The sequence below is a fragment of the Mycobacterium sp. IDUB_37 genome, assembly GCF_055419245.1.
Window position 1 is genome coordinate 104,433 of sequence record NZ_JBVAXG010000001.1, and the last position, 21,402, is coordinate 125,834.

The 21,402-nt window shown below is 67.2% G+C and carries 20 protein-coding genes and 1 pseudogene; 13 read left to right on the top strand and 8 right to left on the bottom strand.

Annotated elements, in window-relative coordinates:
- Positions 1–118 precede the first annotated feature (118 nt).
- Positions 119–808: an Rv0518 family GDSL lipase gene (locus ACZY1I_RS00505; protein ID WP_463753437.1), complete on the top strand. Its 690-nt coding sequence runs from the start codon at positions 119–121 to the stop codon at positions 806–808.
- Positions 809–1,059: 251 nt separating this feature from the next.
- On the opposite strand, the gene ACZY1I_RS00510 is transcribed toward ACZY1I_RS00505, so the two are convergent.
- Complete coding sequence (locus tag ACZY1I_RS00510) at positions 1,060–3,219, bottom strand: acyltransferase family protein (RefSeq protein WP_463752346.1); 2,160 nt, start codon at positions 3,217–3,219, stop codon at positions 1,060–1,062.
- Complete coding sequence (locus ACZY1I_RS00515) at positions 3,216–4,043, bottom strand: alpha/beta hydrolase (protein WP_463753438.1); 828 nt, start codon at positions 4,041–4,043, stop codon at positions 3,216–3,218. Before ACZY1I_RS00515 ends, ACZY1I_RS00510 begins: the two co-directional genes overlap by 4 nt.
- A 221-nt stretch (positions 4,044–4,264) precedes the next feature.
- Here ACZY1I_RS00515 and ACZY1I_RS00520 point away from each other — a divergent pair, with 221 nt between their 5' ends.
- Together ACZY1I_RS00520 and ACZY1I_RS00525 are read left to right on the top strand one after the other, a co-directional pair.
- Positions 4,265–5,407 carry an LLM class flavin-dependent oxidoreductase gene (locus ACZY1I_RS00520; protein WP_463752347.1) on the top strand — a complete coding sequence of 381 codons (1,143 nt, stop codon included), beginning with the start codon at positions 4,265–4,267 and terminating at the stop codon, positions 5,405–5,407.
- Between the two features lie 68 nt (positions 5,408–5,475).
- Entirely contained in the window at positions 5,476–6,837 is a 1,362-nt protein-coding gene (locus tag ACZY1I_RS00525) for an amino acid permease (RefSeq protein ID WP_463752348.1), read from the top strand.
- Here the strand turns inward: ACZY1I_RS00525 and ACZY1I_RS00530 are convergent.
- From ACZY1I_RS00530 to ACZY1I_RS00540, 3 genes are all read right to left on the bottom strand, one after another.
- Positions 6,809–7,726 (bottom strand): ketopantoate reductase family protein, encoded by a 918-nt coding sequence (locus tag ACZY1I_RS00530; RefSeq protein ID WP_463752349.1) that lies wholly within the window; start codon positions 7,724–7,726, stop codon positions 6,809–6,811. The two genes, ACZY1I_RS00525 and ACZY1I_RS00530, sit on opposite strands and share 29 nt — an antisense overlap.
- 8 nt (positions 7,727–7,734) lie before the next feature.
- Positions 7,735–8,892 carry an enolase C-terminal domain-like protein gene (locus ACZY1I_RS00535; protein WP_463752350.1) on the bottom strand — a complete coding sequence of 386 codons (1,158 nt, stop codon included), beginning with the start codon at positions 8,890–8,892 and terminating at the stop codon, positions 7,735–7,737.
- 79 nt (positions 8,893–8,971) lie between these two features.
- The gene (locus ACZY1I_RS00540) at positions 8,972–9,364 is read right to left on the bottom strand and encodes a nitroreductase family deazaflavin-dependent oxidoreductase (protein WP_463752351.1); all 393 of its coding nucleotides are present in this window, start codon (positions 9,362–9,364) and stop codon (positions 8,972–8,974) included.
- A gap of 57 nt (positions 9,365–9,421) precedes the next feature.
- On the opposite strand from ACZY1I_RS00540, the gene hemL reads away from it, so the two are divergent.
- The 7 genes from hemL (at position 9,422) to ACZY1I_RS00575 (ending at position 16,881) form a co-directional block, all read left to right on the top strand.
- On the top strand, positions 9,422–10,747 hold the full coding sequence (hemL, locus tag ACZY1I_RS00545) for a glutamate-1-semialdehyde 2,1-aminomutase (RefSeq protein ID WP_463752352.1): 1,326 nt from the start codon (positions 9,422–9,424) through the stop codon (positions 10,745–10,747).
- A complete protein-coding gene (locus ACZY1I_RS00550) occupies positions 10,747–11,355 on the top strand; it encodes a histidine phosphatase family protein (protein WP_463752353.1) in 609 nt (202 codons plus the stop codon). Before hemL ends, ACZY1I_RS00550 begins: the two co-directional genes overlap by 1 nt.
- The gene (locus tag ACZY1I_RS00555; RefSeq protein ID WP_463752354.1) at positions 11,352–12,002 is read left to right on the top strand and encodes a TlpA disulfide reductase family protein; all 651 of its coding nucleotides are present in this window, start codon (positions 11,352–11,354) and stop codon (positions 12,000–12,002) included. The genes ACZY1I_RS00550 and ACZY1I_RS00555 overlap by 4 nt, the downstream gene beginning before the upstream one ends.
- Positions 11,999–12,790, top strand: coding sequence for a cytochrome c biogenesis CcdA family protein (locus tag ACZY1I_RS00560; RefSeq protein ID WP_463752355.1), 792 nt, complete (start codon positions 11,999–12,001; stop codon positions 12,788–12,790). The genes ACZY1I_RS00555 and ACZY1I_RS00560 overlap by 4 nt, the downstream gene beginning before the upstream one ends.
- Positions 12,790–14,460 (top strand): cytochrome c biogenesis protein ResB, encoded by a 1,671-nt coding sequence (locus tag ACZY1I_RS00565; RefSeq protein ID WP_463752356.1) that lies wholly within the window; start codon positions 12,790–12,792, stop codon positions 14,458–14,460. Before ACZY1I_RS00560 ends, ACZY1I_RS00565 begins: the two co-directional genes overlap by 1 nt.
- 13 nt (positions 14,461–14,473) lie before the next feature.
- Positions 14,474–15,463, top strand: a complete 990-nt coding sequence (gene ccsB, locus ACZY1I_RS00570; protein ID WP_463752357.1) for a c-type cytochrome biogenesis protein CcsB — start codon at positions 14,474–14,476, stop codon at positions 15,461–15,463.
- A 62-nt stretch (positions 15,464–15,525) separates the two neighbouring features.
- Complete coding sequence (locus ACZY1I_RS00575) at positions 15,526–16,881, top strand: MinD/ParA family ATP-binding protein (RefSeq protein ID WP_463752358.1); 1,356 nt, start codon at positions 15,526–15,528, stop codon at positions 16,879–16,881.
- A 21-nt stretch (positions 16,882–16,902) separates the two neighbouring features.
- On the opposite strand, the gene ACZY1I_RS00580 is transcribed toward ACZY1I_RS00575, so the two are convergent.
- On the bottom strand, positions 16,903–17,058 hold the full coding sequence (locus ACZY1I_RS00580; protein WP_463752359.1) for a hypothetical protein: 156 nt from the start codon (positions 17,056–17,058) through the stop codon (positions 16,903–16,905).
- 46 nt (positions 17,059–17,104) lie between these two features.
- On the opposite strand from ACZY1I_RS00580, the gene ACZY1I_RS00585 reads away from it, so the two are divergent.
- The gene (locus ACZY1I_RS00585) at positions 17,105–17,470 is read left to right on the top strand and encodes a DUF4229 domain-containing protein (RefSeq protein WP_463752360.1); all 366 of its coding nucleotides are present in this window, start codon (positions 17,105–17,107) and stop codon (positions 17,468–17,470) included.
- Here the strand turns inward: ACZY1I_RS00585 and fabH are convergent.
- Together fabH and ACZY1I_RS00595 are read right to left on the bottom strand one after the other, a co-directional pair.
- Entirely contained in the window at positions 17,467–18,489 is a 1,023-nt protein-coding gene (gene fabH / locus ACZY1I_RS00590) for a beta-ketoacyl-ACP synthase III (RefSeq protein ID WP_463752361.1), read from the bottom strand. The two genes, ACZY1I_RS00585 and fabH, sit on opposite strands and share 4 nt — an antisense overlap.
- 94 nt (positions 18,490–18,583) lie before the next feature.
- Positions 18,584–19,458 (bottom strand): annotated as a pseudogene (locus tag ACZY1I_RS00595) (1,4-dihydroxy-2-naphthoate polyprenyltransferase); the annotation flags it as partial.
- Positions 19,459–19,492: 34 nt separating this feature from the next.
- Here ACZY1I_RS00595 and ACZY1I_RS00600 point away from each other — a divergent pair.
- Together ACZY1I_RS00600 and ACZY1I_RS00605 are read left to right on the top strand one after the other, a co-directional pair.
- Entirely contained in the window at positions 19,493–20,269 is a 777-nt protein-coding gene (locus tag ACZY1I_RS00600) for an S-methyl-5'-thioadenosine phosphorylase (RefSeq protein WP_463752362.1), read from the top strand.
- The gene (locus ACZY1I_RS00605) at positions 20,266–21,306 is read left to right on the top strand and encodes an NAD-dependent epimerase/dehydratase family protein (protein WP_463752363.1); all 1,041 of its coding nucleotides are present in this window, start codon (positions 20,266–20,268) and stop codon (positions 21,304–21,306) included. The genes ACZY1I_RS00600 and ACZY1I_RS00605 overlap by 4 nt, the downstream gene beginning before the upstream one ends.
- The last annotated feature ends 96 nt before the right edge of the window (positions 21,307–21,402 follow it).

Below are 21,402 nucleotides of genomic sequence, written 5' to 3' on the forward strand. Positions count from 1 at the left end.
AGTTCCCCGCGATACCTCGTACGATTTAGATAGATGCGCTCGCCATTCCAGGCGTCCCCTCAATCAAGCATCGACTGCGGAGGTGATCGTGATTCGTCTGGCCACGTTCGCCACCTGCATCGGCCGCCTGGTGGCCTTCTCGACAGCTATCTTCCTGGCCTTTGTGACATATGCGCCGCGTCCGGTTCAGGTCCGGCCGTACCACGTCCTGACGCTGGATCTGCGCCTGCGGCACGTCGCCGTGATCGGTGACTCCTATACCACCGGCACCGACGAGGGCGGCCAAGGTCCGAACTCATGGACCTCCCGTACCTGGCGCACCCTGACTGGTCCCGGCCTGCGCATCGCCAGCGAGGTGGCGGCCGAAGGTCGCGCCGGATACGGCGCAATCGGCGACCACGGCAGCATCTTTGCGGATCTGACCGCCCGGGCCGTCAAAGCCGACGACGAGTTGGTGGTCTTCTTCGGTTCCCGCAATGACCAGGACGTCGATCCGGTGCTGCTGGCCCAACGGGCCAAGGCTGCTTTCGATCTGGCGCGTCGTCAGGCTCCTGCGGCACGATTCCTGGTGATCGGGCCGCCCTGGCCGACACTCGCCGTACCGGTGCCGATCCTGGTGATTCGCGACGTGCTCGCCGCGGCTGCCTGGGCGGCGGGTGCGGCGTTCGTCGACCCGATCGGCGACCGTTGGTTCGTCGACCGGCCCGACCTGATCGGCACTGACGGTGTGCATCCCAACGATGCGGGGCACGAATATATGGCGGACAAAATGGTGCCGCTTATTCGTTGGCAGCTGTCTCAGGGCTAAAACGGCAGTCGTGCAACGTCTTCAGCGTCGCGCGATCACGTCTAGTCTTCTGCGTGCCTGTCGTAGTCCCAACGTTCAAGGCGCGCTTGCAATTGCAGGAAGCCGAGCCCGGCGACCGGCGCAGCTGCGCTCAGCACCACCACCAGCATCGGACTCATCTCAAACCTCCAAATCCCTTTAATTGGACCACGTTCGTGGTCGCCGCGAGGTTCATTTGGGGGAAAAGTCGGTAACTATTTCGACCGATTCGGTCACTCGGACAGGGCGCGGTCGGCGAGCGCACCGATCACCGGCGCCAACAGCTGCGCGTACTCGGTGGTGACGTGGTTGTCGTCGCGGAACACCAATGTGTTGCCAACGATCATCGGGCAGCGGTCCGGCGTGCAGAACAGGTCGGTCAGATCCGCATAGGACCCGGCGGCTTCGGTAGTCGCGCGTTGTTCGGCAGCGATGCCGTCGCCGTTGACCGCGACCGACCGCTGCGGCGCACAGGCGCCGGCGTCGTCCAGGTGCGCCGACAGGCAGGTCGGTGCCGACGAAGTGGGGTCGGCGACGGGACCCAGCACCAACACGTCGGACCCCATCCCGCGCAGCGTCGTCACCACCAGGGCTAGTGAGTCGATCCACGCGCGGTCGTAGGAGGCGAAGCTGAAATCGTCGTGATAGCGGCGGCTCATGCTGAGCACCACCAGCTTCGGACGCTCGGTCATCAACCTGCCCATGATCTCGCCACGCCACTGTTCGCACTCGGTGTACTTGCGGCCCAGGTAGGGGCTGACGATCGGCAGGTCGAGGAACGGGCAGGTGACTTTGGCCATGGTTTCCAACCGCCAGTGCCGCTGCTCGGCCACCTGCTGCAGGGCCGGTTCCCACATGGCGGCATGCGAGTCGCCGATCAGCGCGACCGTGCGCGAGTCCTTGCCAGCCGGCCCCGGAACCGACGCGCACTCGCTTTGCCCGACATCACGCCAGGAACGCATGCAGCCGTTGACGAACACCGCCGCCTTGTCGCCGGGCGCCACGGCCAGCGACGGATTCAGGTTGGACGGGATGGCGCGTAGACCCGCCGAGGCCGCAAGCATCTTGCGCGCCTGCTGGAACGTTTGGCGGACAGCCGCTTCCTGGGGGCTGACCTGGGGGTCGGAAGCGGGGGGCAACGCGACGATCTTGGCCTGCGGGGCGGCGGCGCCGTGGCCTACCGGCGCAGGCACGGCGGTCAACAGCAGCGCGCACGCGCACGCGGCAACTCCGCTGGCCGCTCCGGCCACGGCCAGGCTGCGCTTGGCGGATCGGCGCAACGCCGCGGCGAACCGGCCGGGGTTCTCGACGGCGTGCATGGTGATCACCGCGAGCCCCGCGGAGACCATCGTCGCTGCCAGACGGCCGGGCAGGCCACCCGGGTCACCCAACAGCGGCGGTAGGAGCAGCAGCACCGGCCAGTGCCACAGGTACCAGGAGTACGACACCCGGCCGATCGCGCGCATCACCGGCGGGCACAGCACCCGGCCGACGCCCATGCCGCCGGTGACGCACCCGGCCCCGATCACCAGCGCGGTGCCCAGCACCGGCAGCAGCGCTGAGGTGCCCGGGTAGGGCGTGTGTGGGCCCAGTTGGGTGCAGGTCAGCAGGATCAGCGCCAGCCCGCCCCAGCCGGCGATCGTCGCGGGTAGCAGCGGTAGTCGCCGCCACTGTTCGATGGTCAGAGCCACCAGGCCGCCGGCGGCCAACTCCCAGGCCCGGGTGGGCAGTGAGAAGAACGCCCAGGGCGGCGAGGTGTGGGTCCAGATCACGGCTGCCGCCAGTGACGCGGCACCCACCAGTGCCAGGAGTGCCGCGTACGGCGTGGCGCTGGACACCGCGGTGCGACGGAACCGGCCGACCAGCCACGCGGTGCCGATGATCAGGGCGGGCCACACCAGATAGAACTGTTCCTCCACCCCCAGCGACCAGTAGTGCTGGAACGGTGACGGCGGTAAGTCCGAGATCATGTAGTCGGTGCCCTGGGCGGCGAATCGGTAGTTGCCGACGTACAACATGCTGGCGATGCCGTCGACGAACACCCGGCGGGCCTGCAGCGGGGGTAGCACAACGGCCGCGGTGATCGCGGTGACGACGCCGACGGTCGCCGCCGCCGGCAGCAAGCGGCGGGCGCGGGCGGCGTAGAAGCTGCCCAGTGCAACGGTTTTCGTGGCGGAGACCTCGCGCCAGAGCAGACCGGTGATCAGGAAGCCGGAGATGACGAAGAAGACGTCGACGCCGATGTAGCCGCCGCCGATGCCGGGCAGGCCGGCGTGATAGAGGACGACCGCGATCACCGCAATGGCGCGCAGGCCCTCGATGTCCGGGCGAAACGGGGCCCGGGGGATGCGCTCCGCGGGGCGGGGCGGGCTGGGTGTTTCTGGTTCGGTCAAGTCGCCATCCAGGCCAGCTCACCGGGCAGCTGCGCACGCCAGTAATCGACGTCGTGACCGCCGGGGGAGAAGGTGCCTGCCGGGCGTTTCTGGAGGTGGCTGGCGAATTGGCTCGAGGAGAAGAAGAAACGGTCGCTCAGGCCGCAGTCGATGCGCAGTGGAATCGAGTTCAGCACCGGCAAGCCGAACACCGTGTTGCGGTTCCAGTCCTCGACGCTGTCGAACGCGCCGGGATCGCTGCCGATGTAGGTCATGTAGAGGGCCGGACTGATCGCGCAGATGCCGGCGGTGCGAGCCGGCCCTAGCCGGGCACCCAACAGCAGCGCGCCGTACCCACCCATGGACCAGCCCATGAATCCGACCCGCGAAGTGTCCATGCCCATCGCGGTCAGCATCGGCAGCAGTTCTTCGAGCACCATGGTGCCGGAGTCCTCGCCGTTGGATCGCCGGTGCCAGTAGCTGCTGGGACCGCCGTCAACGCCGACCACGGCGAATGGCGGCTTGCCCTCGCTGACCAATTGCGCCAACGCGTCCTCAACGCCGTTTTCCAGCATCGTGTTGGCGTCGCCGTCCCTGCCGTGCAGCGCGATCACCGGCCGCAGCATCTTGGTCTGGCCGGGCGGCATGGCGATCACCCAGTTGGTCGGAATTCCGCCGCGGGCAGCCGACACGAACGAGCCGGTGAGCTTGGTCGGCAGGGTCTTGCCCGCCGTCGGGGGATCAAAGGGGGCCGGTGCCGATGGCGCCGCAAGCGCGCTCAGTGGATCCAGCAGGGCGCCGAGCGCCCATCCGCCGGCCGCCGCGACGCTGGCGCCGGCACCCATGCGCAGCACCGAGCGGCGGGTCAGGTCGGCCACGATGGTCAATGATGCCGGGCGAACGGGGTTTTGACGCCCGTGCCACGCCGTATTGCAAGGCACTCGTAACGGCGGCGTGATCATCGTTTCGTTTTTCGATATCTAATCCCGCAGGTTAGAACCCTCGTGCGGGCTACTCGGGTCAAAGATGATCGACCGTTGGACTTGAGGCGAAAGAGAACTTATCAATGAGCTTGGCATTTCACTGGTTTCTGCCGACCTACGGCGATTCGCGCAACCTGGTTGCGGGTGGGCACGGTACATCCATGCGTGGCGACCGCCCGGCCACGCTGAAGTACCTGCGCCAGGTGTGTGCGGCGGCCGAAATCAACGGCTTCGAGGCGGTGCTGACGCCCACCGGATTGTGGTGCGAGGACGCCTGGTTGACGACGGCGATGCTGATCGAGGGCACCGAGACGCTGAAGTTCTTGATCGCGTTTCGCCCCGGGCTGATCAGTCCGACCCTGGCGGCGCAGATGGCCGGCACCTTCCAGAAGCACTCGGACGGCCGGCTACTGCTCAACGTCGTCACCGGCGGTGAAGCACACGAGCAGCGTGCCTACGGGGACTATCTGGACAAGCAGGCCCGGTACGCCCGGACCGCAGAGTTCCTGCACGTGGTGCGCGAACTGTGGAGCTCATCTGAGCCGGTGACCTTCGCCGGAGAGCACATTCAGGTCGATGCAGCGGCGCTGACGAACCGGCCGGACCCGGTGCCCGCGGTCTTCTTCGGCGGCTCGTCCGGACCTGCCGGGCCGGTCGCGGCCAAGTATTCCGACGTGTACCTCACCTGGGGTGAACCGCTGGCGGCGGTCGGTCAGAAGCTGGACTGGGTGCGCGGGCTGGCAGCCGATCAGGGCCGGAAACTGCAGTTCGGGTTGCGGATTCACGTGATCAGCCGGGATACCTCCGAGCAGGCGTGGGCGGAGGCCGACCGGTTGTTGGCGGGTATCGATCCCGCGGATGTGCAACGGGTACAGGCCAGCCTGGCGCGTACCGAATCGGAGGGCCAGCGGCGGATGCTGGAGTTGCACGGCGGCGACGGCAACAAGCTCCTGGTCGCGCCCAATCTGTGGGCCGGGGTCGGGCTGGTCCGTGGCGGCGCGGGGACCGCATTGGTCGGGTCGCACGCCGAAGTCGCCGACCGGCTCGCCGAATACGCGGAACTAGGCATCGATCACTTCATCCTGTCGGGATATCCGCACCTGGAAGAGGCCTACTGGTTCGGCGAGGGCGTTCTGCCACTGCTGGAGCGCCGGGGTCTGTGGCAGCACCCGAACGGGCAGCAGCAGCCGCCGGCGACTCGGTTCGCTGCCGTCTCTGCTCAGTGAGGGGCCGCTGACGCCGAGGCTGGTGCGCTAACCGCGGATGTGCTGTGGTTGGCCATAAAGGAATCAAAATGGCCAGCACTCCGCAATTGCGCCAAGGGTTGTCGCAGCGCCAGCTCAACATGATCGCCATCGGCGGGGTGATCGGCGCCGGCTTGTTCGTCGGGTCAGGGGTCGTAATCCGTGCGACGGGTCCCGGCACCTTCCTGACCTATGCGCTGTGCGGAGTGCTGATCATCCTGGTGATGCGCATGTTGGGCGAGATGGCGGCGGCGAACCCGTCCACGGGGGCGTTCTCCGACTACGCGGCAACGGCTTTGGGTGATTGGGCAGGGTTCTCGGTCGGCTGGCTGTACTGGTATTTCTGGGTGATCGTCGTCGGGTTCGAGGCGGTCGCCGGCGGCAAGGTGCTCAACTATTGGTTTCACGCGCCGCTGTGGTTGCTGTCGCTGTGCCTGATGGTGCTGATGACCGCAACCAACCTCTTCTCGGTGTCCTCCTTCGGTGAGTTCGAATTCTGGTTCGCCGGAATCAAAGTCGCGGCCATCATCGTGTTTCTGGGCGTCGGGACGGCGTTCGTGTTCGGGCTGTGGCCCGGTCGGCATCTGGATCTCTCCAACTTGACCTCGCACGGTGGGTTCTTTCCCAAAGGTGTCGGCGCGGTGTTCGCCGCGATCGTGGTGGTCATCTTCTCGATGGTGGGCTCAGAAGTGGTGACCATTGCCGCCGCTGAGAGTCGCGATCCGGAGCGCGCCATCGCGCGGGCGACGCGGTCGGTGGTCGCGCGCATCGTGTTCTTCTTCGTCGGCTCGGTCCTGCTGCTGGTGCTGATCTCCCCTTGGGAATCAATGGAATCCGGCGCATCGCCATTCGTGGCCGCGCTCAAGCACATGGGTTTGTCGGGCGCGGATCAGATCATGAACGCGGTGGTGCTGACCGCGGTGCTGTCGTGTTTGAACTCCGGTCTGTACACCTCGTCGCGGATGCTGTTCGTGCTCGCCAGCAGGCAGGAGGCGCCGCCCCAGCTGGTACAGCTCAGTCAGCGCGGCGTTCCCGCGATCGCCATCCTGAGTTCGTCGGTGGTGGGCTTCCTTTGTGTGTTGATGGCCTGGTTGTCGCCCAATACGGTTTTTCTGTTCCTGCTCAACTCATCTGGCGCCGTCATCCTGTTCGTCTATCTGCTGATCGGCCTGTCCCAGATCGTGCTGCGGCGGCGCACACCTGCCGAAGAGTTGCGGGTGAAGATGTGGTTCTTCCCGGTGCTGTCGATCCTGACAGTGGTCGGAATCGTCGCGGTGCTGGTGCAGATGGCGTTCGACCACGCCGCGCGCAGTCAGCTGTGGCTGAGCCTGCTGTCCTGGGTAGTCGTGGTCGCGCTGTACTTCGTACTGGCTCGCCGCCGGGCTAACGCCACTGCCGCTCGACCGTCTTGACCAGCGCGGTCAGCGTCGCGTTCACCGGTGCCGACATGCCCACCTTTTCGCCCTGCCGCGGCACCGCGCCGTTGATGACGTCGATCTCGCTGACCCGGCGTGCCTCGTGGTCCAGCAGCGCCGACGGTTTCGCATCCGGCATCCCGGCGCCGAAGGCCCGGACATGTTCGACGGGATCGACGACGTCGATATCGATTTCCGACGCGTAGGCCACGCGCCACGCCTCCGTCGCCGCGGCACGGCTGACCGGCCCCATCTCCGCGTCCTCCATCACCTGACCGACCGTCATTCCGGTCAGCGCACACGGCGCGCTGTACGCGACGTTGCAGATCAGCTTTTCCCACTGCATCGCAGCGATATCGGTGACCGCGTCGGCGTCGAAGCCGGCCCCCGTCCATACCTTCGCAATCGACTCGACCGTGTCGTAGGGCAACGACGAGTAGGCGCCGAAACGCATGGCGCGCATGGCGTTGTGGTGCACATGCCCAGGCGCCAGCCGCGCGGCTCCGAACCCGCTCGCGATCCCGACGGCGACGCGCTGGTCGCCCACCACCCCGGCGACGGTATCCGCCGAACCCAGTCCATTCTGGATGGTCAGCACCGGGGTATCAGCACCCAGCATTGGAAGTGCTTGCTGGGCGCCAGTTTTGACGTCAGCAGCCTTGACGGCCAGCACGATCAAATCCATCGCCTCGGCCGGCGCAACGGTGCTGGCCCGCAACCGTACGGTTTCGTCGTAACCGGGACCGCTGACACGCAGCCCGTATTCGGCGATCTGGTCGATGGCGGGCTGATAGCTGTCGATGACCGCAACATCGTTTCCCGCCGCGGCCAGCTTGGCCGCATAGACGGAACCCATTGCACCACAACCGATTATCGCGATCTTCATCTGTGCTCCTAAGCGGTCAGCTCGGCAATCGCCTCGGCTAAGCCCGGCTTGTGCTCCAGTCCGAATCCCACGGTATCCGGCGGCGCGATCCTGCCGTCACCCAGCGCGCAACCGTCGGAGTAGCCGCCGAACGGCGCAAACACACCCGGGTATGACTCGCAGCCGCCCAGACCGAGTCCGGCGGCGATGTGCAGGTTGATCAGATGGCCACCGTGCGGGAACGCGAACCGGCGATCGAAACCGTGTGTTTCGAGCACGTCGAGCATCCGTGCGTACTCGGACAATCCGTACGACAGGCCGGCATCCATCTGGAAGATGTCGCGGCCCGGGCGCATGCCGCCGTAGCGGACCAGGTTGGTCACGTCGGGCACCGAGAACAGGTTTTCACCGGTGGCGACCGCGCCGTCGTAGCAGTCGGTCACCGCGCGGTTCAGGTCGAAGTCGAGAGGATCGCCGGGCTCTTCGTACCAGCGCAGGCCGTACGGCGCCAAGGCTGCTGCCCAGGCGGTCGCGGTGCTGCGATCGAATCGGCCGTTGGCGTCCACCGCAACGCGCCCGCCGTCGCCGATCACCTCGATGACGGCCTCGATGCGGGCCAGATCATCGTCGCGCGCCGTGCCGCCGATCTTCATCTTGACCGCGTTATAGCCCAGGTCGAGGTAGCCCTGCACCTCGTCGCGTAGGTCGCTGATGCCGCGATCCGGGTAGTAATAGCCGCCCGCGGCGTAGACCGGCACAGTCGGAGCCGGATCCCTGCGGAAGTGCCGCGCGATGGTCGCGTAGGCCGGTTCGTCGTTGAGTTTGGCGTTGAGATCCCAGCACGCCAGTTCCAGCGCGGCCGCGGCCGCCGCCCGATCGCCGTGTCCGCCGGGCTTCTCGTCACGCAGCGCGCAGGCCAGCAGCGCCGCCGGATCGAGGTGGCCCGCGTCGTCCAGCAATGCGTCCGGGGGCGCTTCGAGGACTCGGGGGATCATCCGATCGCGAAGGATTCCGCCCTGGGCGAACCGACCGATCGAGTTGAACGCGCACCCGACCACCTCTCTGCCGTCCCGTTCAGCGACGAGCGCCACCAGGGACACGGTGTGGCCGGCGAAATTTACCAGAGCGTTCGCGCCGGCACTGCCGCGCAGCCCGACCGAGCGCTCCAGGATTTTGGTGACCTGCATCACCTAGCCTAAAGGTCGCGGCCCGCTGCGCCCGGCTTCGCCGCGCTTGCGATCGTCACGGCCGCGCTGGCGACCGCTCCTAAGTCTTTGTCAGCAGTACCGCTTGCTCGAACGGCAGCCGCTTGAAGATCCGCCGCGCGCCGCCGACCACATGCGTTGCCGCCTCGGCCTTAGACACGACCCGTGGGTCGGTGACGCCGAAATTCTTGCCGTGGCGCTGCATTCGTCCGCCCCCGGCCGCGGTCAGGTTCTTCAGCCAGTCCCGATCCGGACCGTAGGTCAACATGATTGCGACGCCGGGCCGACCGTCGATCTCGGTGTTGAAGGCCATCAGGGGTGTGCGGTACGCCTTGCCCGAGCGCCGGCCGACATGCTCGATGATGCCGTGCCCCGGGATCCGGCCGGCCCACCTGCGCTGGATGGGGTTGGTGACCTTCTTGTTGAAGCGGGCCAACGCCTGGGGAAATTCCATGAGCAACTCTTACACCCTGTAGTTGAAGAGGTCACGGGGGCTGGGACACTAGTCGTCATGGGGACTGACCAGGTAACGGCGCAGACGCGCGTCTCGGCGCAGCTGTTCTCCGACGCCTGCGCGGTCATTCCCGGCGGGGTCAACTCCCCGGTACGCGCGTTCTCCGCGGTAGGCGGCACCCCGCGTTTCATCACCGAAGCACAGGGGTGCCGGCTCACCGACGCCGACGGCAACACTTACGTCGACCTCGTCTGCTCGTGGGGTCCGATGATCCTGGGCCACGCGCACCCGGCCGTCGTCGACGCCGTCGCCAAGGCCGCCGCGCACGGGCTGTCGTTCGGGGCCCCCACACCGGCCGAGACGCACCTGGCCACCGAGATCATCGGGCGGGTGCCGGCGGTGGAGCGGATCAGGCTGGTGAACTCCGGCACCGAGGCCACCATGAGCGCGATCCGGTTGGCGCGCGGATTCACCGGCCGGCCCAAGATCATCAAGTTCTCCGGCTGCTACCACGGTCATGCGGACGCGCTGCTGGCCGACGCGGGATCGGGCGTGGCCACTCTGGGCCTGCCGTCTTCGCCCGGCGTGACAGGTGCGGCCGCGGCCGACACGATTGTGCTGCCGTACAACGACATCGACGCGGTGCGCGAGAGCTTCAGGCAATTCGGCGACCAGATCGCGGCGGTGATCACCGAGGCCAGCCCCGGCAACATGGGTGTCGTCCCGCCGGGTCCCGGCTACAACGCGGCGCTGCGCGCGATCACCGCCGAGCATGGCGCGTTGCTGATCTCCGACGAGGTGATGACCGGCTTCCGGGTCAGCCGAAGTGGTTGGTACGGAATCGATCCCGTTGCCGCTGACCTGTTCACCTTCGGCAAGGTGATGAGCGGCGGTCTGCCGGCCGCGGCGTTCGGAGGTAGGGCCGAGGTGATGGAGCGCCTGGCGCCGCTGGGCCCGGTGTATCAGGCGGGCACCTTGTCCGGAAATCCGGTGGCGATGGCCGCCGGGTTGGCGACACTGCGCGCGGCCGACGACGCGGTGTACGCCGCGCTGGACGCCAACGCCGACCGCCTGGCCGCGCTGCTGGCCGAGGCTCTGACGAATGCCGGTGTGTCACATCAGATTCCGCGCGCCGGCAACATGTTCAGCGTGTTTTTCGCCGAGACGCCCGTGACCGACTTCGCCTCCGCACGCGCAAGCCAGACCTGGCGTTATGCCCCTTTCTTTCACGCTCTGCTCGACGCGGGTGTCTATCCGCCGTGCAGCGCCTACGAGGCGTGGTTCGTCTCGGCTGCGCTCGACGACACCGCGTTCAACCGAATCGCCGACGCTCTGCCTGGTGCCGCCGCAGCGGCCGCGCAGGCACAGGAGGAAAAAGCCTGATGGCCGAAACAACCCGGGTGCACGTGATCCGTCACGGCGAAGTGCACAACCCCACCGGCATCCTGTACGGCCGGATACCCGGATTCCGGCTGTCCGAGAACGGCGTGGCGCAGGCGGGCAAGGTCGCCGACTTCCTGGCCGACCGGGACATCGTCGCGGTGATCGCCTCGCCGCTGCAACGGGCCCAGGAGACCGCTGCGCCGATCGCCGCTCGGCACGACCTGCCGGTCGACACCGACCCCGACCTGATCGAATCGGCCAACTTCTTCGAGGGCAAGCCGATGGGCCCGGGAGACGGTGCGTGGCGCAGCCCGCGGTTCTGGTGGCAGCTACGCAACCCGTTCAAGCCGTCGTGGGGCGAACCGTACGTCGAGATCGCGGAACGGATGGCTACCGCGGCGGACAAGGCGCGGGCGCGCGCCGCGGGCCACGAGGCGGTGTGCGTCAGCCACCAACTGCCGGTCTGGACGCTGCGCATGCACAAGAGCGGCAAGCGGCTCTGGCACGACCCGCGCAGCCGGGAATGTGGGCTGGCGTCGGTGACGACGCTGGTCTACGACGGCGATCAGGTGGTCGATGTGGAGTATTCCGAACCGGCGGCCGGATGATCTGCAGCGCATCGGGCCCCCGGAGGTGGGTTATCGTCGCGGCGGTGTCGGCGGGATTGCTCTCCGGCTCCGTGACGGCGTGCTCCGGCAAGGATGCCGTCGCCCAAGGCGGCACCTTCGAGTTCGTGTCCCCGGGTGGCAAGACGGACATCTTCTACGACCCGCCCAGCAGTCGGGGGCGTCCGGGACCGCTGTCCGGGCCGAACCTGACCGACCCCGCGCGCACCGTGTCGGTCGACGACTTTCCGGGTCAGGTCGTCGTCATCAATGTCTGGGGGCAGTGGTGCGGCCCGTGCCGTGCCGAGATTACCCAACTGCAGCGGGTCTACGACGAAACCCGCAGCGCCGGAGTGTCTTTCCTCGGTATCGACGTCCGTGACAACAGCCGCGAGGCTGCCCAGGACTTCGTCAACGACCGGCACGTGACATTCCCGTCGATCTATGACCCGTCGATGCGAACCCTGATCGCATTCGGCGGCAAGTATCCGACCACCGTCATCCCGTCCACGCTGGTGCTGGACCGTCAGCATCGGGTCGCCGCGGTGATCCTGCGCGAACTGCTGGCCGAGGATCTGCTGCCGGTGGTTCAGCGGGTGGCTGCCGAGCCTGCGTCAGCGGCGAAATCTCCGCCGTCAGGACCGCAATGACGGGATTCGCCCAGTTAGCCGCCGCCGGGCCACTGGTGGTGGCACTCGGCGCTTGCCTGCTGGCGGGTCTGGTGTCGTTCGCCTCGCCTTGCGTGGTGCCGCTGGTGCCCGGCTACCTGTCCTACCTGGCGGCGGTGGTCGGGGTGGACGAAGCGGAGTCCGTCGGCGGCGGTAACGCCCCGACCAAAGCCCCGCCGGCCACCCGGTGGCGGGTTGCCGGATCGGCCGCGCTGTTCGTTGCCGGGTTCACCACGGTGTTCGTGCTGGGAACCGTCGTCGTGCTCGGCATGACCACCACGCTGATCACCAACCAACTGCTGTTGCAGCGCGTCGGCGGAGTGCTCACCATCGTGATGGGCCTGGTGTTCGTCGGCCTCATTCCTGCCTTGCAGCGCCAGGCCCGGTTCAGCCCGCGGCAGTTGACGACGGTGGCGGGTGCGCCGCTGCTCGGCGCGGTCTTCGCGCTCGGTTGGACGCCTTGTCTGGGGCCGACGCTGACCGGGGTGATCACCGTTGCCTCGACGACCGACGGCGCGAATGTGGCGCGGGGGATCGCGCTGGTGATCGCGTACTGCCTGGGGCTGGGGATCCCGTTCGTGCTGCTGGCTTTCGGTTCGGCCAAGGCGGTTGCCGGGTTGGGCTGGCTGCGCCGGCACACCAGAGCAATACAGATTTTCGGTGGTGCGCTGCTGATCGCGGTCGGCTTCGCGCTGGTCACCGGGGTGTGGAACGACGTGGTGTCCTGGCTGCGCGACGCCTTCGTCTCCGACGTCAGGTTGCCGATCTGATGGCGCCACAAGTGCTCACGGCCGTGCTGTCCCGGGCCCGCAACACGTGGCGGTCGCTGACGTCGATGGGCACCGCGCTGGTACTGCTGTTTCTGCTTGCGCTCGGGGCGATTCCCGGGGCGTTGTTGCCGCAGCGCAGCCTCAACGCAGGCAAGGTTGACGAATACCTGAGCGCGCACCCGATGATCGGCCCCTGGCTCAACGAACTGCAGGCCTTCGACGTGTTCTCCAGCTTCTGGTTCACCTCCATCTACGTGCTGCTGTTCGTGTCCCTGGTCGGCTGCCTGACCCCGCGCATCGTGGAGCACGCCCGCAGCCTGCGGGCCACGCCGGTGGCCGCGCCGCGCAACCTGTCCCGGTTGCCCAAGCACGCGTCGTCCGAGCTCGCCGGCGAGCCCGAGGATCTCAACGCACTGGCAAACGCCATCGTCGGCAGGCTACGTGGCTGGCGTACTGCGATCCGACACCGCAGCGACGCGGTCCCGGAGTCGGTGGAGATTTCCGCGGAGAAGGGCTATCTGCGCGAGTTCGGCAACCTGGTGTTCCACTTCTCACTGCTGGGATTACTGGTCGCCGTCGCCGCAGGCAAGTTGTTCGGTTACGAGGGCAATGTGATCGTCATTGCCGACGGGGGGCCGGGGTTCTGCTCCGCGTCACCCGCCGTCTTCGACTCATTCCGGGCCGGCAACACCGTTGACGGGACATCGCTACATCCGATTTGCTTGCGGGTCAACGACTTTCAGGCACACTACCTGCCGTCCGGGCAGGCCACCTCGTTCGCCGCGAATATCGCCTACCAGGCCGGCGACGACCTGACCGCCAATAACTGGCGGCCCTACCGGCTTGAGGTCAATCACCCGCTGCGCATCGGCGGTGACCGGGTCTACCTGCAGGGTCACGGCTATGCGCCCACCTTTACGGTGACCTTCCCGAACGGGCAGACCCGCACCTCGACCGTGCAGTGGCGACCCGACAACCCGCAGACCCTGCTGTCCTCGGGCGTGGCCCGCATCGATCCGCCGGCCGGCAGCTATCCCACCGCCGAGGAGCGCCGCAAACACCAGATCGCCATCCAGGGCCTGCTGGCGCCGACCCAGCAACTGGACGGCGCCCTGCTGTCGTCGCGCTTTCCGGCACTCAACGACCCGGCGGTGGCCATCGACATCTACCGCGGCGACACCGGCCTGGACACGGGGCGGCCACAATCCCTGTTCAACCTGGACCATCGGCTGATCGAACAGGGCCGCCTGACCAAAGAGAAGCGGGTGAACCTGCGGGTCGGGGAGCAGGTGCGCATCGACCAAGGCCCGGGCGCCGGCACCGTCGTCCGGTTCGACGGCGCTGTGCCCTTCGTCAACCTGCAGGTGTCCCACGACCCGAGTCAGATCTTCGTGCTGACCTTCGCGATCAGCATGATGGCCGGGCTGCTGGTGTCGCTGCTGGTGCGCCGTCGGCGGGTATGGGTTCGGCTCACGCCCGGCAATCAAACCGACATTCCCGGTACCGTCCAAGTCGAATTGGGCGGCCTGGCACGAACGGACAACTCGGGATGGGGCGACGAGTTCGAGCGACTCTCCGAGCGACTGCTCGCCGGGCTCGGCGCAGCCCCCGACGGCGACCTCGCCGAAGCGAGCACCGCCAAGACAAGCACCAAGGTGGATGCCAAATGAAAGTGGACGCCCTATGAACACCCAGCACATCAATATCGGCCTGGCCCGCTACTCCGACTGGGCGTTCACCTCGGCAGTGGTGGCGCTGGTAGTAGCGCTGCTGTTGCTGGCTTACGAGTTGGCCTACGTCCGCGGCCGTAAGGTTGAGCAGCGTGAACTGTCGATGGCCGGGTCGGTTGCCGGCTCCGTCTCCAAGGACAGCACCACCCCCGGGATCGTGGCGGACGCGCCACGGCGACCGATGGACGAGCGCGTCGGCCGGGCCGGTCTGGCCGTGCTCTACCTCGGCATCGGGCTGTTGTTCGCCTGCATCGTGCTGCGCGGCCTGGCCACCACGCGGGTGCCGTGGGGCAACATGTACGAGTTCATCAACCTGACCTGCATGTCCGGGCTGATCGCCGGTGCCGTCGTGCTACGCCGCCCGCAATACCGCCCACTGTGGGTCTTCCTGCTGCTCCCGATCCTGATCCTGCTGACCGTCTCCGGTCGCTGGCTCTACGCCAACGCCGCACCGGTGATGCCGGCCCTGCAGTCCTACTGGCTGCCCATCCATGTCTCGGTGGTCAGCCTCGGCTCGGGGGTTTTCCTGGTTGCCGGCATCTCCAGCATCCTGTTTCTGCTGCGCACCTCGCGCTTCGGTGACCCGGAGACCGAAGGCAAGCTCGCGCAATTGGTGCAGCGCTTCCCTGATGCTCAGACGCTGGACCGCATCGCCTACCGGACGACGATCTTCGCGTTCCCGGTATTCGGATTCGGCGTGATTTTCGGGGCGATCTGGGCGGAAGAAGCCTGGGGTCGTTACTGGGGCTGGGACCCGAAGGAAACAGTGTCCTTCATCGCATGGGTTGTGTACGCGGCATACCTCCATGCCAGGTCAACGGCAGGTTGGCGGGATCGCAAGGCCGCCTGGATCAACGTGGCGGGCTTCGTCGCGATGGTCTTCAATCTGTTCTTCGTTAACCTGGTTACGGTCGGCCTGCACTCCTATGCGGGCGTCGGCTGATCGTTAATCAACCCGGGCAAGCTGGGCAAGAGGGGCCGCAAAGGGCCAAAGGGGGACTGCGAGTGTCGGAGCATCCAACGCCGGGCGTCGGGGCGCGGGTCTTTGCCGAAAGTGGCGACGCCAACGTGAGTCCGAACAAGCCGACAGTGGAGCGGCAGGTGGCGCCTCGTACGGGTGAACCACCCGCGGAAGCCGCGGCTGAGGCGCCAACCCGGGCGTTTTCCGGTTTCCGCACCGAGCGGCGGATCTCGCCGCCCGCCGACCCCACCGCAGGCACGGCCAGTATGGCTCCGCCGCCCCAGCCCATCGGGTCCGCCGAGCGGCCCCAGTGGGATGCCGGACCCACCACTGGACCGGTGACAGGAATCTCGCGAGTCGACCCGACCGCGTACGGCGCCTATTACCCGGGTCCGCCGGAAGGCCCCAAGAACCAGGACCGTCCTCAGTTCCGCCCGGAGCCGCTGCCGCAGACGCCCTACCCGGAGCTGTCCACATCCGTGCTGCTGCGGCCGGTCAAGCCGCCGCCATCGGAAGGATGGCGCCGTGCGCTCTATACGCTGTCGGGCCAACTGATCAACCTGGGTGAGAGCCCTCGTGCGACTCGACACAACAACCGCGTTGCCCAGGTCAATCGGCCGTTGCGCGGCTGCTACCGGATAGCGGTGCTGTCCTTGAAGGGCGGCGTCGGCAAGACCACCATCACCGCGACGCTGGGATCGACGTTCGCCTCGGTCCGCGGTGACCGCGTGATCGCGGTGGACGCGAACCCGGATCGCGGCACACTGAGCCAGAAGGTTCCGCTGGAGACGCCCGCCACGGTGCGTCACTTCCTGCGGGACGCCGAAAGCATCGACCGCTACAGCGATGTACGCAGCTACACGTCGCAGAACCCCGACGGTCTGGAAGTGCTGGCCTCCGAGAGCGACCCGGCCGTATCCGAGGCATTCAGTGGCGACGACTACACGCGCACCCAGGACCTTCTGGACCGGTTCTACGGCCTGGTGCTCACCGACTGCGGCACCGGGCTACTGCATTCGGCGATGACGGCGATCCTGGCCAAGTCCGACGTGCTGATCGTGGTCGCCTCGGGCTCCATCGACGGCGCTCGCAGCGCCTCGGCCACCCTGGACTGGTTGGACGCGCACGGCCACGACGACCTGGTACGCAACTCGATCACCGTCATCAATGGTGTACGGCCACGCGCCGGCAAGGTCGACATGCAGAAGGTGATCGATCACTTCGCCCGGCGTTGCCGCGCGGTGCGGGTGGTGCCGTTCGACCCGCATCTCGAGGAAGGCGCCGAGATCAGCCTGGAGCGGTTGACGAGGGAAACCCGCGAGGCCCTCATCGAGTTGGCGGCAGTAGTTGCCGATGGCTTCCCGGGCGATCAGCGGCGGTCGAACCCCAACTTCGTTTAGGGCCCTTTATCACCGAGGCCGTCAGCGAGGTTTGTTGTCGCCTAACCGGCGGAGGAACTCCGGATCGTCGTCGGGCCCGACAACGCGAGACTTGGGTGGACTGGTCTGCGATCGCGCGGCACGCCAGCCGACGTAGATCATCGTCCCAAGGACTACAACGACGAACAGGTAAAGCACTCGACACCTCCTGTTTGCAAATATACCCGCGCCGTAGGCTCAGGCTGTGTCAGAAGCGCCTCGCGACAAGACGACTGGTGGCTCGACGGGTGCGCGAGCGGTCGTCGACGTAATCGCGTACTCAGCAGCCCGCCTGCTGTTGGTGGTGGTGGTCACCGCTGCGATCTACGGCCTCGCCCGGCTGATCGGGGTCAGCGATTTCCCGCTGCTGGTGGCCGCACTGGGCGGTCTGATCATTGCCATGCCGCTGGGGATATGGGTGTTCGGCCCGCTACGCCGGCGTGCCACCGCCGCACTCTCGGCGATGGGGGAACAGCGACGTCGTGAGCGCGACCAGTTACGGGCCCGGTTGCGCGGTGAAGCGGTGGCCGTCGAGGTGCCCGCGGGCGAAGAGAAGCCGAACGAGGACTAACTAACTGCGTCGCTGTGCAGTGGCATCCGCACCACCTGCGCGGCGTAGGTGAGACCCGCGCCGTAGCCGATCAGTAGCGCCAGATCGCCGGGTTGGGCGGCACCCGTTTCCATCAGTTCCGCGATGGCCAGCGGAATGGACGCCGCCGATGTGTTGCCCGCGTGCTCGATGTCGTTGGCGACGACGGTGTCCGGTCGCAACTTCAGGTTCTTGACCAGCAGGTCATTTATTCGGGTGTTCGCCTGGTGCGGGACGAACACGTCGATTTGATCGGGTCCGACGCCGGCCGCTTCGAGCGCGCGCCGACCGACATCGCCCATCTTGAACGCCGCCCACCGGAAGACGGCCGGCCCTTCGAGCCGCACGAACGGGCGCGGACCACTCGGATTCTCCGCGAAGGTGATCCAGTCGATGTCCTGCCGGATGGCGTTGGCCTGCTCGCCGTCGCTGCCCGCGATGGTCGGGCCAATGCCCTGAAACGGCGTTTCGCCGACGACCACCGCCGCAGCGCCGTCGGCGAAGATGAAGCAGTTCCCGCGGTCGTACATATCGATCGTGGGCGACAGTTTTTCCGTGCCGACCACCAGCATCTTCGCGGCGCCGCCGCCCCGGATCATGTTGGCCGCGGTGCTCAGCGCGTACCCGAAGCCGGCGCAGCCCGCTGAGATGTCGAACCCGAGAACGTCTTTGGCGCCGAGTGAAGCGGCGACCATCGGGGCGGCCGGCGGCGTCTGCAGAAAGTGCGTGTTCGTGGTGACGATCACGCCATCGATGTCGGCCGCGCTCAGCGCGGCGTTCGACAGCGCGCGTCGGCAGGCCTCGGCGGCCATCGATGCCGCCGACTCGTCTGCGGCGGCGAAGCGGCGGGTCTTAATGCCGGTGCGGGAGTAGATCCATTCGTCGGACGAGTCGATCTTTTCGCAGATCTCCGCGTTGGTGACGACGCGCTCAGGGCGGTACGCCCCGACGCTGAGCATGCCGATGCTCTGGGGCCCACTGATCGTGCCGATCTCGGTCATACCCGTCCTAGGTTGATGTGTTCTCGAACCTCACGTTGAGTGTGCGCTCAGGGCGACGAAGCGCCGACGGCGCACCCTCGATGCACCGTAGGCAGCTCAGCTGGCCAGCGCCAAAGCCGCCGCTACGGCGATCGACCAGACCACCATGGCCAGTCCGGTGTCACGCAGCACCGGGATCAACTCCGTGCCGCCGCGGCCGGAACGAATGGGACGGTCGGCGCGCAACGCCAGTGGGGTGGCCACCAGTCCGACGGCGCACCACGGGGTCGCGATCATCAACACCAGCGTCAGGACGGCCACCAAGCCCAGCAGCGCGTGGTAGAGCACTCTGGTGCGCGCGTCGCCCAGGCGCACCGCGAGGGTGATCTTTCCGGACTCTGTGTCAGTGGGTATGTCCCGCAGGTTATTGGCGACCAGCACCGACGATGACAGCGCACCGACGGCCACCGCCAGTGCGAAGCCGACCCAGTCGATCCGCAACGCTTGGGTGAACTGGGTGCCCAGAACCGCCGTCAGGCCGAAGAACACGAAGACCGCGGCCTCGCCCAGGCCCGAGTAGCCGTAGGGCTTTGCCCCGCCGGTGTACAGCCAGGCGCCGATGACGCAGAGGATGCCGACCCCGACCAGCCACGGTGCGCTGAACAGCGACAGGATCAGACCGGCCAGCGAGCCCAGGAAGAGGCTCACCAGTGCCGCAGTCAGCACCGCTCGCGGCGATGCCAGCCGCGAACCCACCAACCGCATCGGTCCGGCCCGCTCGTCATCGGTGCCGCGGATGCCGTCGGAGTAGTCGTTGGCGTAGTTCACGCCGATCACGAACGGGATCGCCACGGCCAGCGCCAACAGCGCCTTCCACCAGACGGCAGAGTGCAGCCATGCGGCGGCGCCGGTGCCGGCGATGACGGGCGCCACCCCGTTCGGCAGGGTACGTGGACGTGCCCCGGACACCCACTGCGCGAAACTGGCCACGAAGGCATCCTGCCCTATGCACCACAATGGGCGAATGCTCGGAGTCATCGGCGGCAGCGGCTTCTACACCTTTCTGGGGTCCGATGAGCGCGTCGTCATTCCGGACACCCCGTACGGTCAGCCCAGTGGCCCGATCACGATCGGTTACCTCGGGGAGCACGAAGTCGCGTTCCTGCCACGCCATGGCGCACAGCACCAGTACTCGGCGCACACCGTGCCCTATCGGGCCAACATGTGGGCACTGCGCGCTCTGGGCGTGCGACGGGTGCTGGCGCCGTGTGCGGTCGGCAGCCTGAACCCCGCTCTTGGCCCGGGCACGGTGGTGGTGCCCGACCAGCTGGTGGATCGGACCCGCGGTCGTACCGACACCTTTTTCGACTCCGGGGGCGTGCACGCCTCGTTCGCCGATCCGTACTGCCCGACGCTGCGCGCCGCCGTCACCGAGCTGCCCGAAGTTGTCGATGGCGGCACCATGGTGGTGGTCCAGGGCCCCCGGTTCTCCACCCGTGCTGAAAGTCAGTGGTTCGCTTCCGCCGGGTTCAGTCTGGTCAACATGACCGGATATCCAGAGGCGATACTCGCCCGTGAACTTGAAATATGCTATGCGGCAATAGCTTTGGTGACGGATGTGGATGCCGGAGTTGCGGTCGGCGAAGGCGTGAAGGCCTCTGAGGTGTTCGCGAGTTTCGGCAAGAACATCGAGGCGCTCAAGGCCCTGGTGCAGGCCGCGATCGTCAGGGTCGCCGAGGAACGAACGTGTACGCACTGCTTGCCACATATCGGCGTCGAGCTGCCGTTCGAGTTGCCATGAGGGTGCTGCTGACGGGTGCGGCCGGTTTCATCGGGTCGCGGGTGGACGTGGCGCTGCGGGCGGCGGGCCACGAAGTTGTCGGAGTCGACGTCCTGCTGCCCGCCGCGCACGGACCTGATCCGCAGCTGCCGGACGGCTGCCACCGTGTCGACGTTCGCGACGCCGACGCGCTGGCACCGCTGTTGGCCGGTGTCGACCTGGTGTGCCATCAGGCCGCGATGGTGGGAGCCGGCGTGAATGCCGCTGACGCGCCAGAGTACGGCGGCCACAACGACTTTGGCACCACGGTATTGCTGGCTCAGATGTTCGCCGCGGGGGTGTCGCGGCTGGTGTTGGCATCGTCGATGGTGGTCTATGGACAGGGGCGCTACCGGTGCCCGGAACATGGACCGGTCGAGCCGTTGCCGCGGCGGCGCAGCGACCTGGACGCGGGAAACTTCGAACACCGCTGTCCGGTCTGTGCAGAATCGGTCTCCTGGCAACTCGTCGACGAGGACGCGGCGCTGCGGCCTCGGAGCCTATACGCGGCCAGCAAGACCGCGCAGGAGCACTATGCGCTGGCGTGGGCGGAGGCCACCGGCGGTTCGGTGGTCGCCTTGCGTTACCACAACGTCTACGGCCCCGGCATGCCGCGTGACACTCCGTATTCGGGGGTGGCGGCCATCTTTCGCTCGTGGCTCGAAAGGGGCGAGCCGCCCAAGGTTTTCGAGGACGGCGGGCAGATGCGTGACTTCATTCACGTCGACGACATCGCCGCGGCGAACTTGGCCGCGGCACATCGGCTCGACGCCGACCAGGTCGGCTTCACCGCAGCCAATGTCTGCTCAGGTCAACCGATTTCGATCCTCGACGTGGCCAACGCGTTGTGCGAGGCACGTGATTCCGGCCTGGCACCGGTGGTCACCGGCCAGTACCGCAGCGGCGACGTGCGCCACATCGTGGCCGACCCCGCCCGAGCCGCCGACGTGCTGGGTTTCCGGGCGGCCGTCGCACCGTGGGACGGGTTGCGTGAATTCGCGTTCGCGGCCCTGCGGTAACGCGCTCTAGGAGCGATCGCAAGCGCGGTGGTACGCCGCGCGCAGCGGGTCGCGACCATTAGGTAGGAGCGATCGCAAGCGCGGTGGTACGCCGCG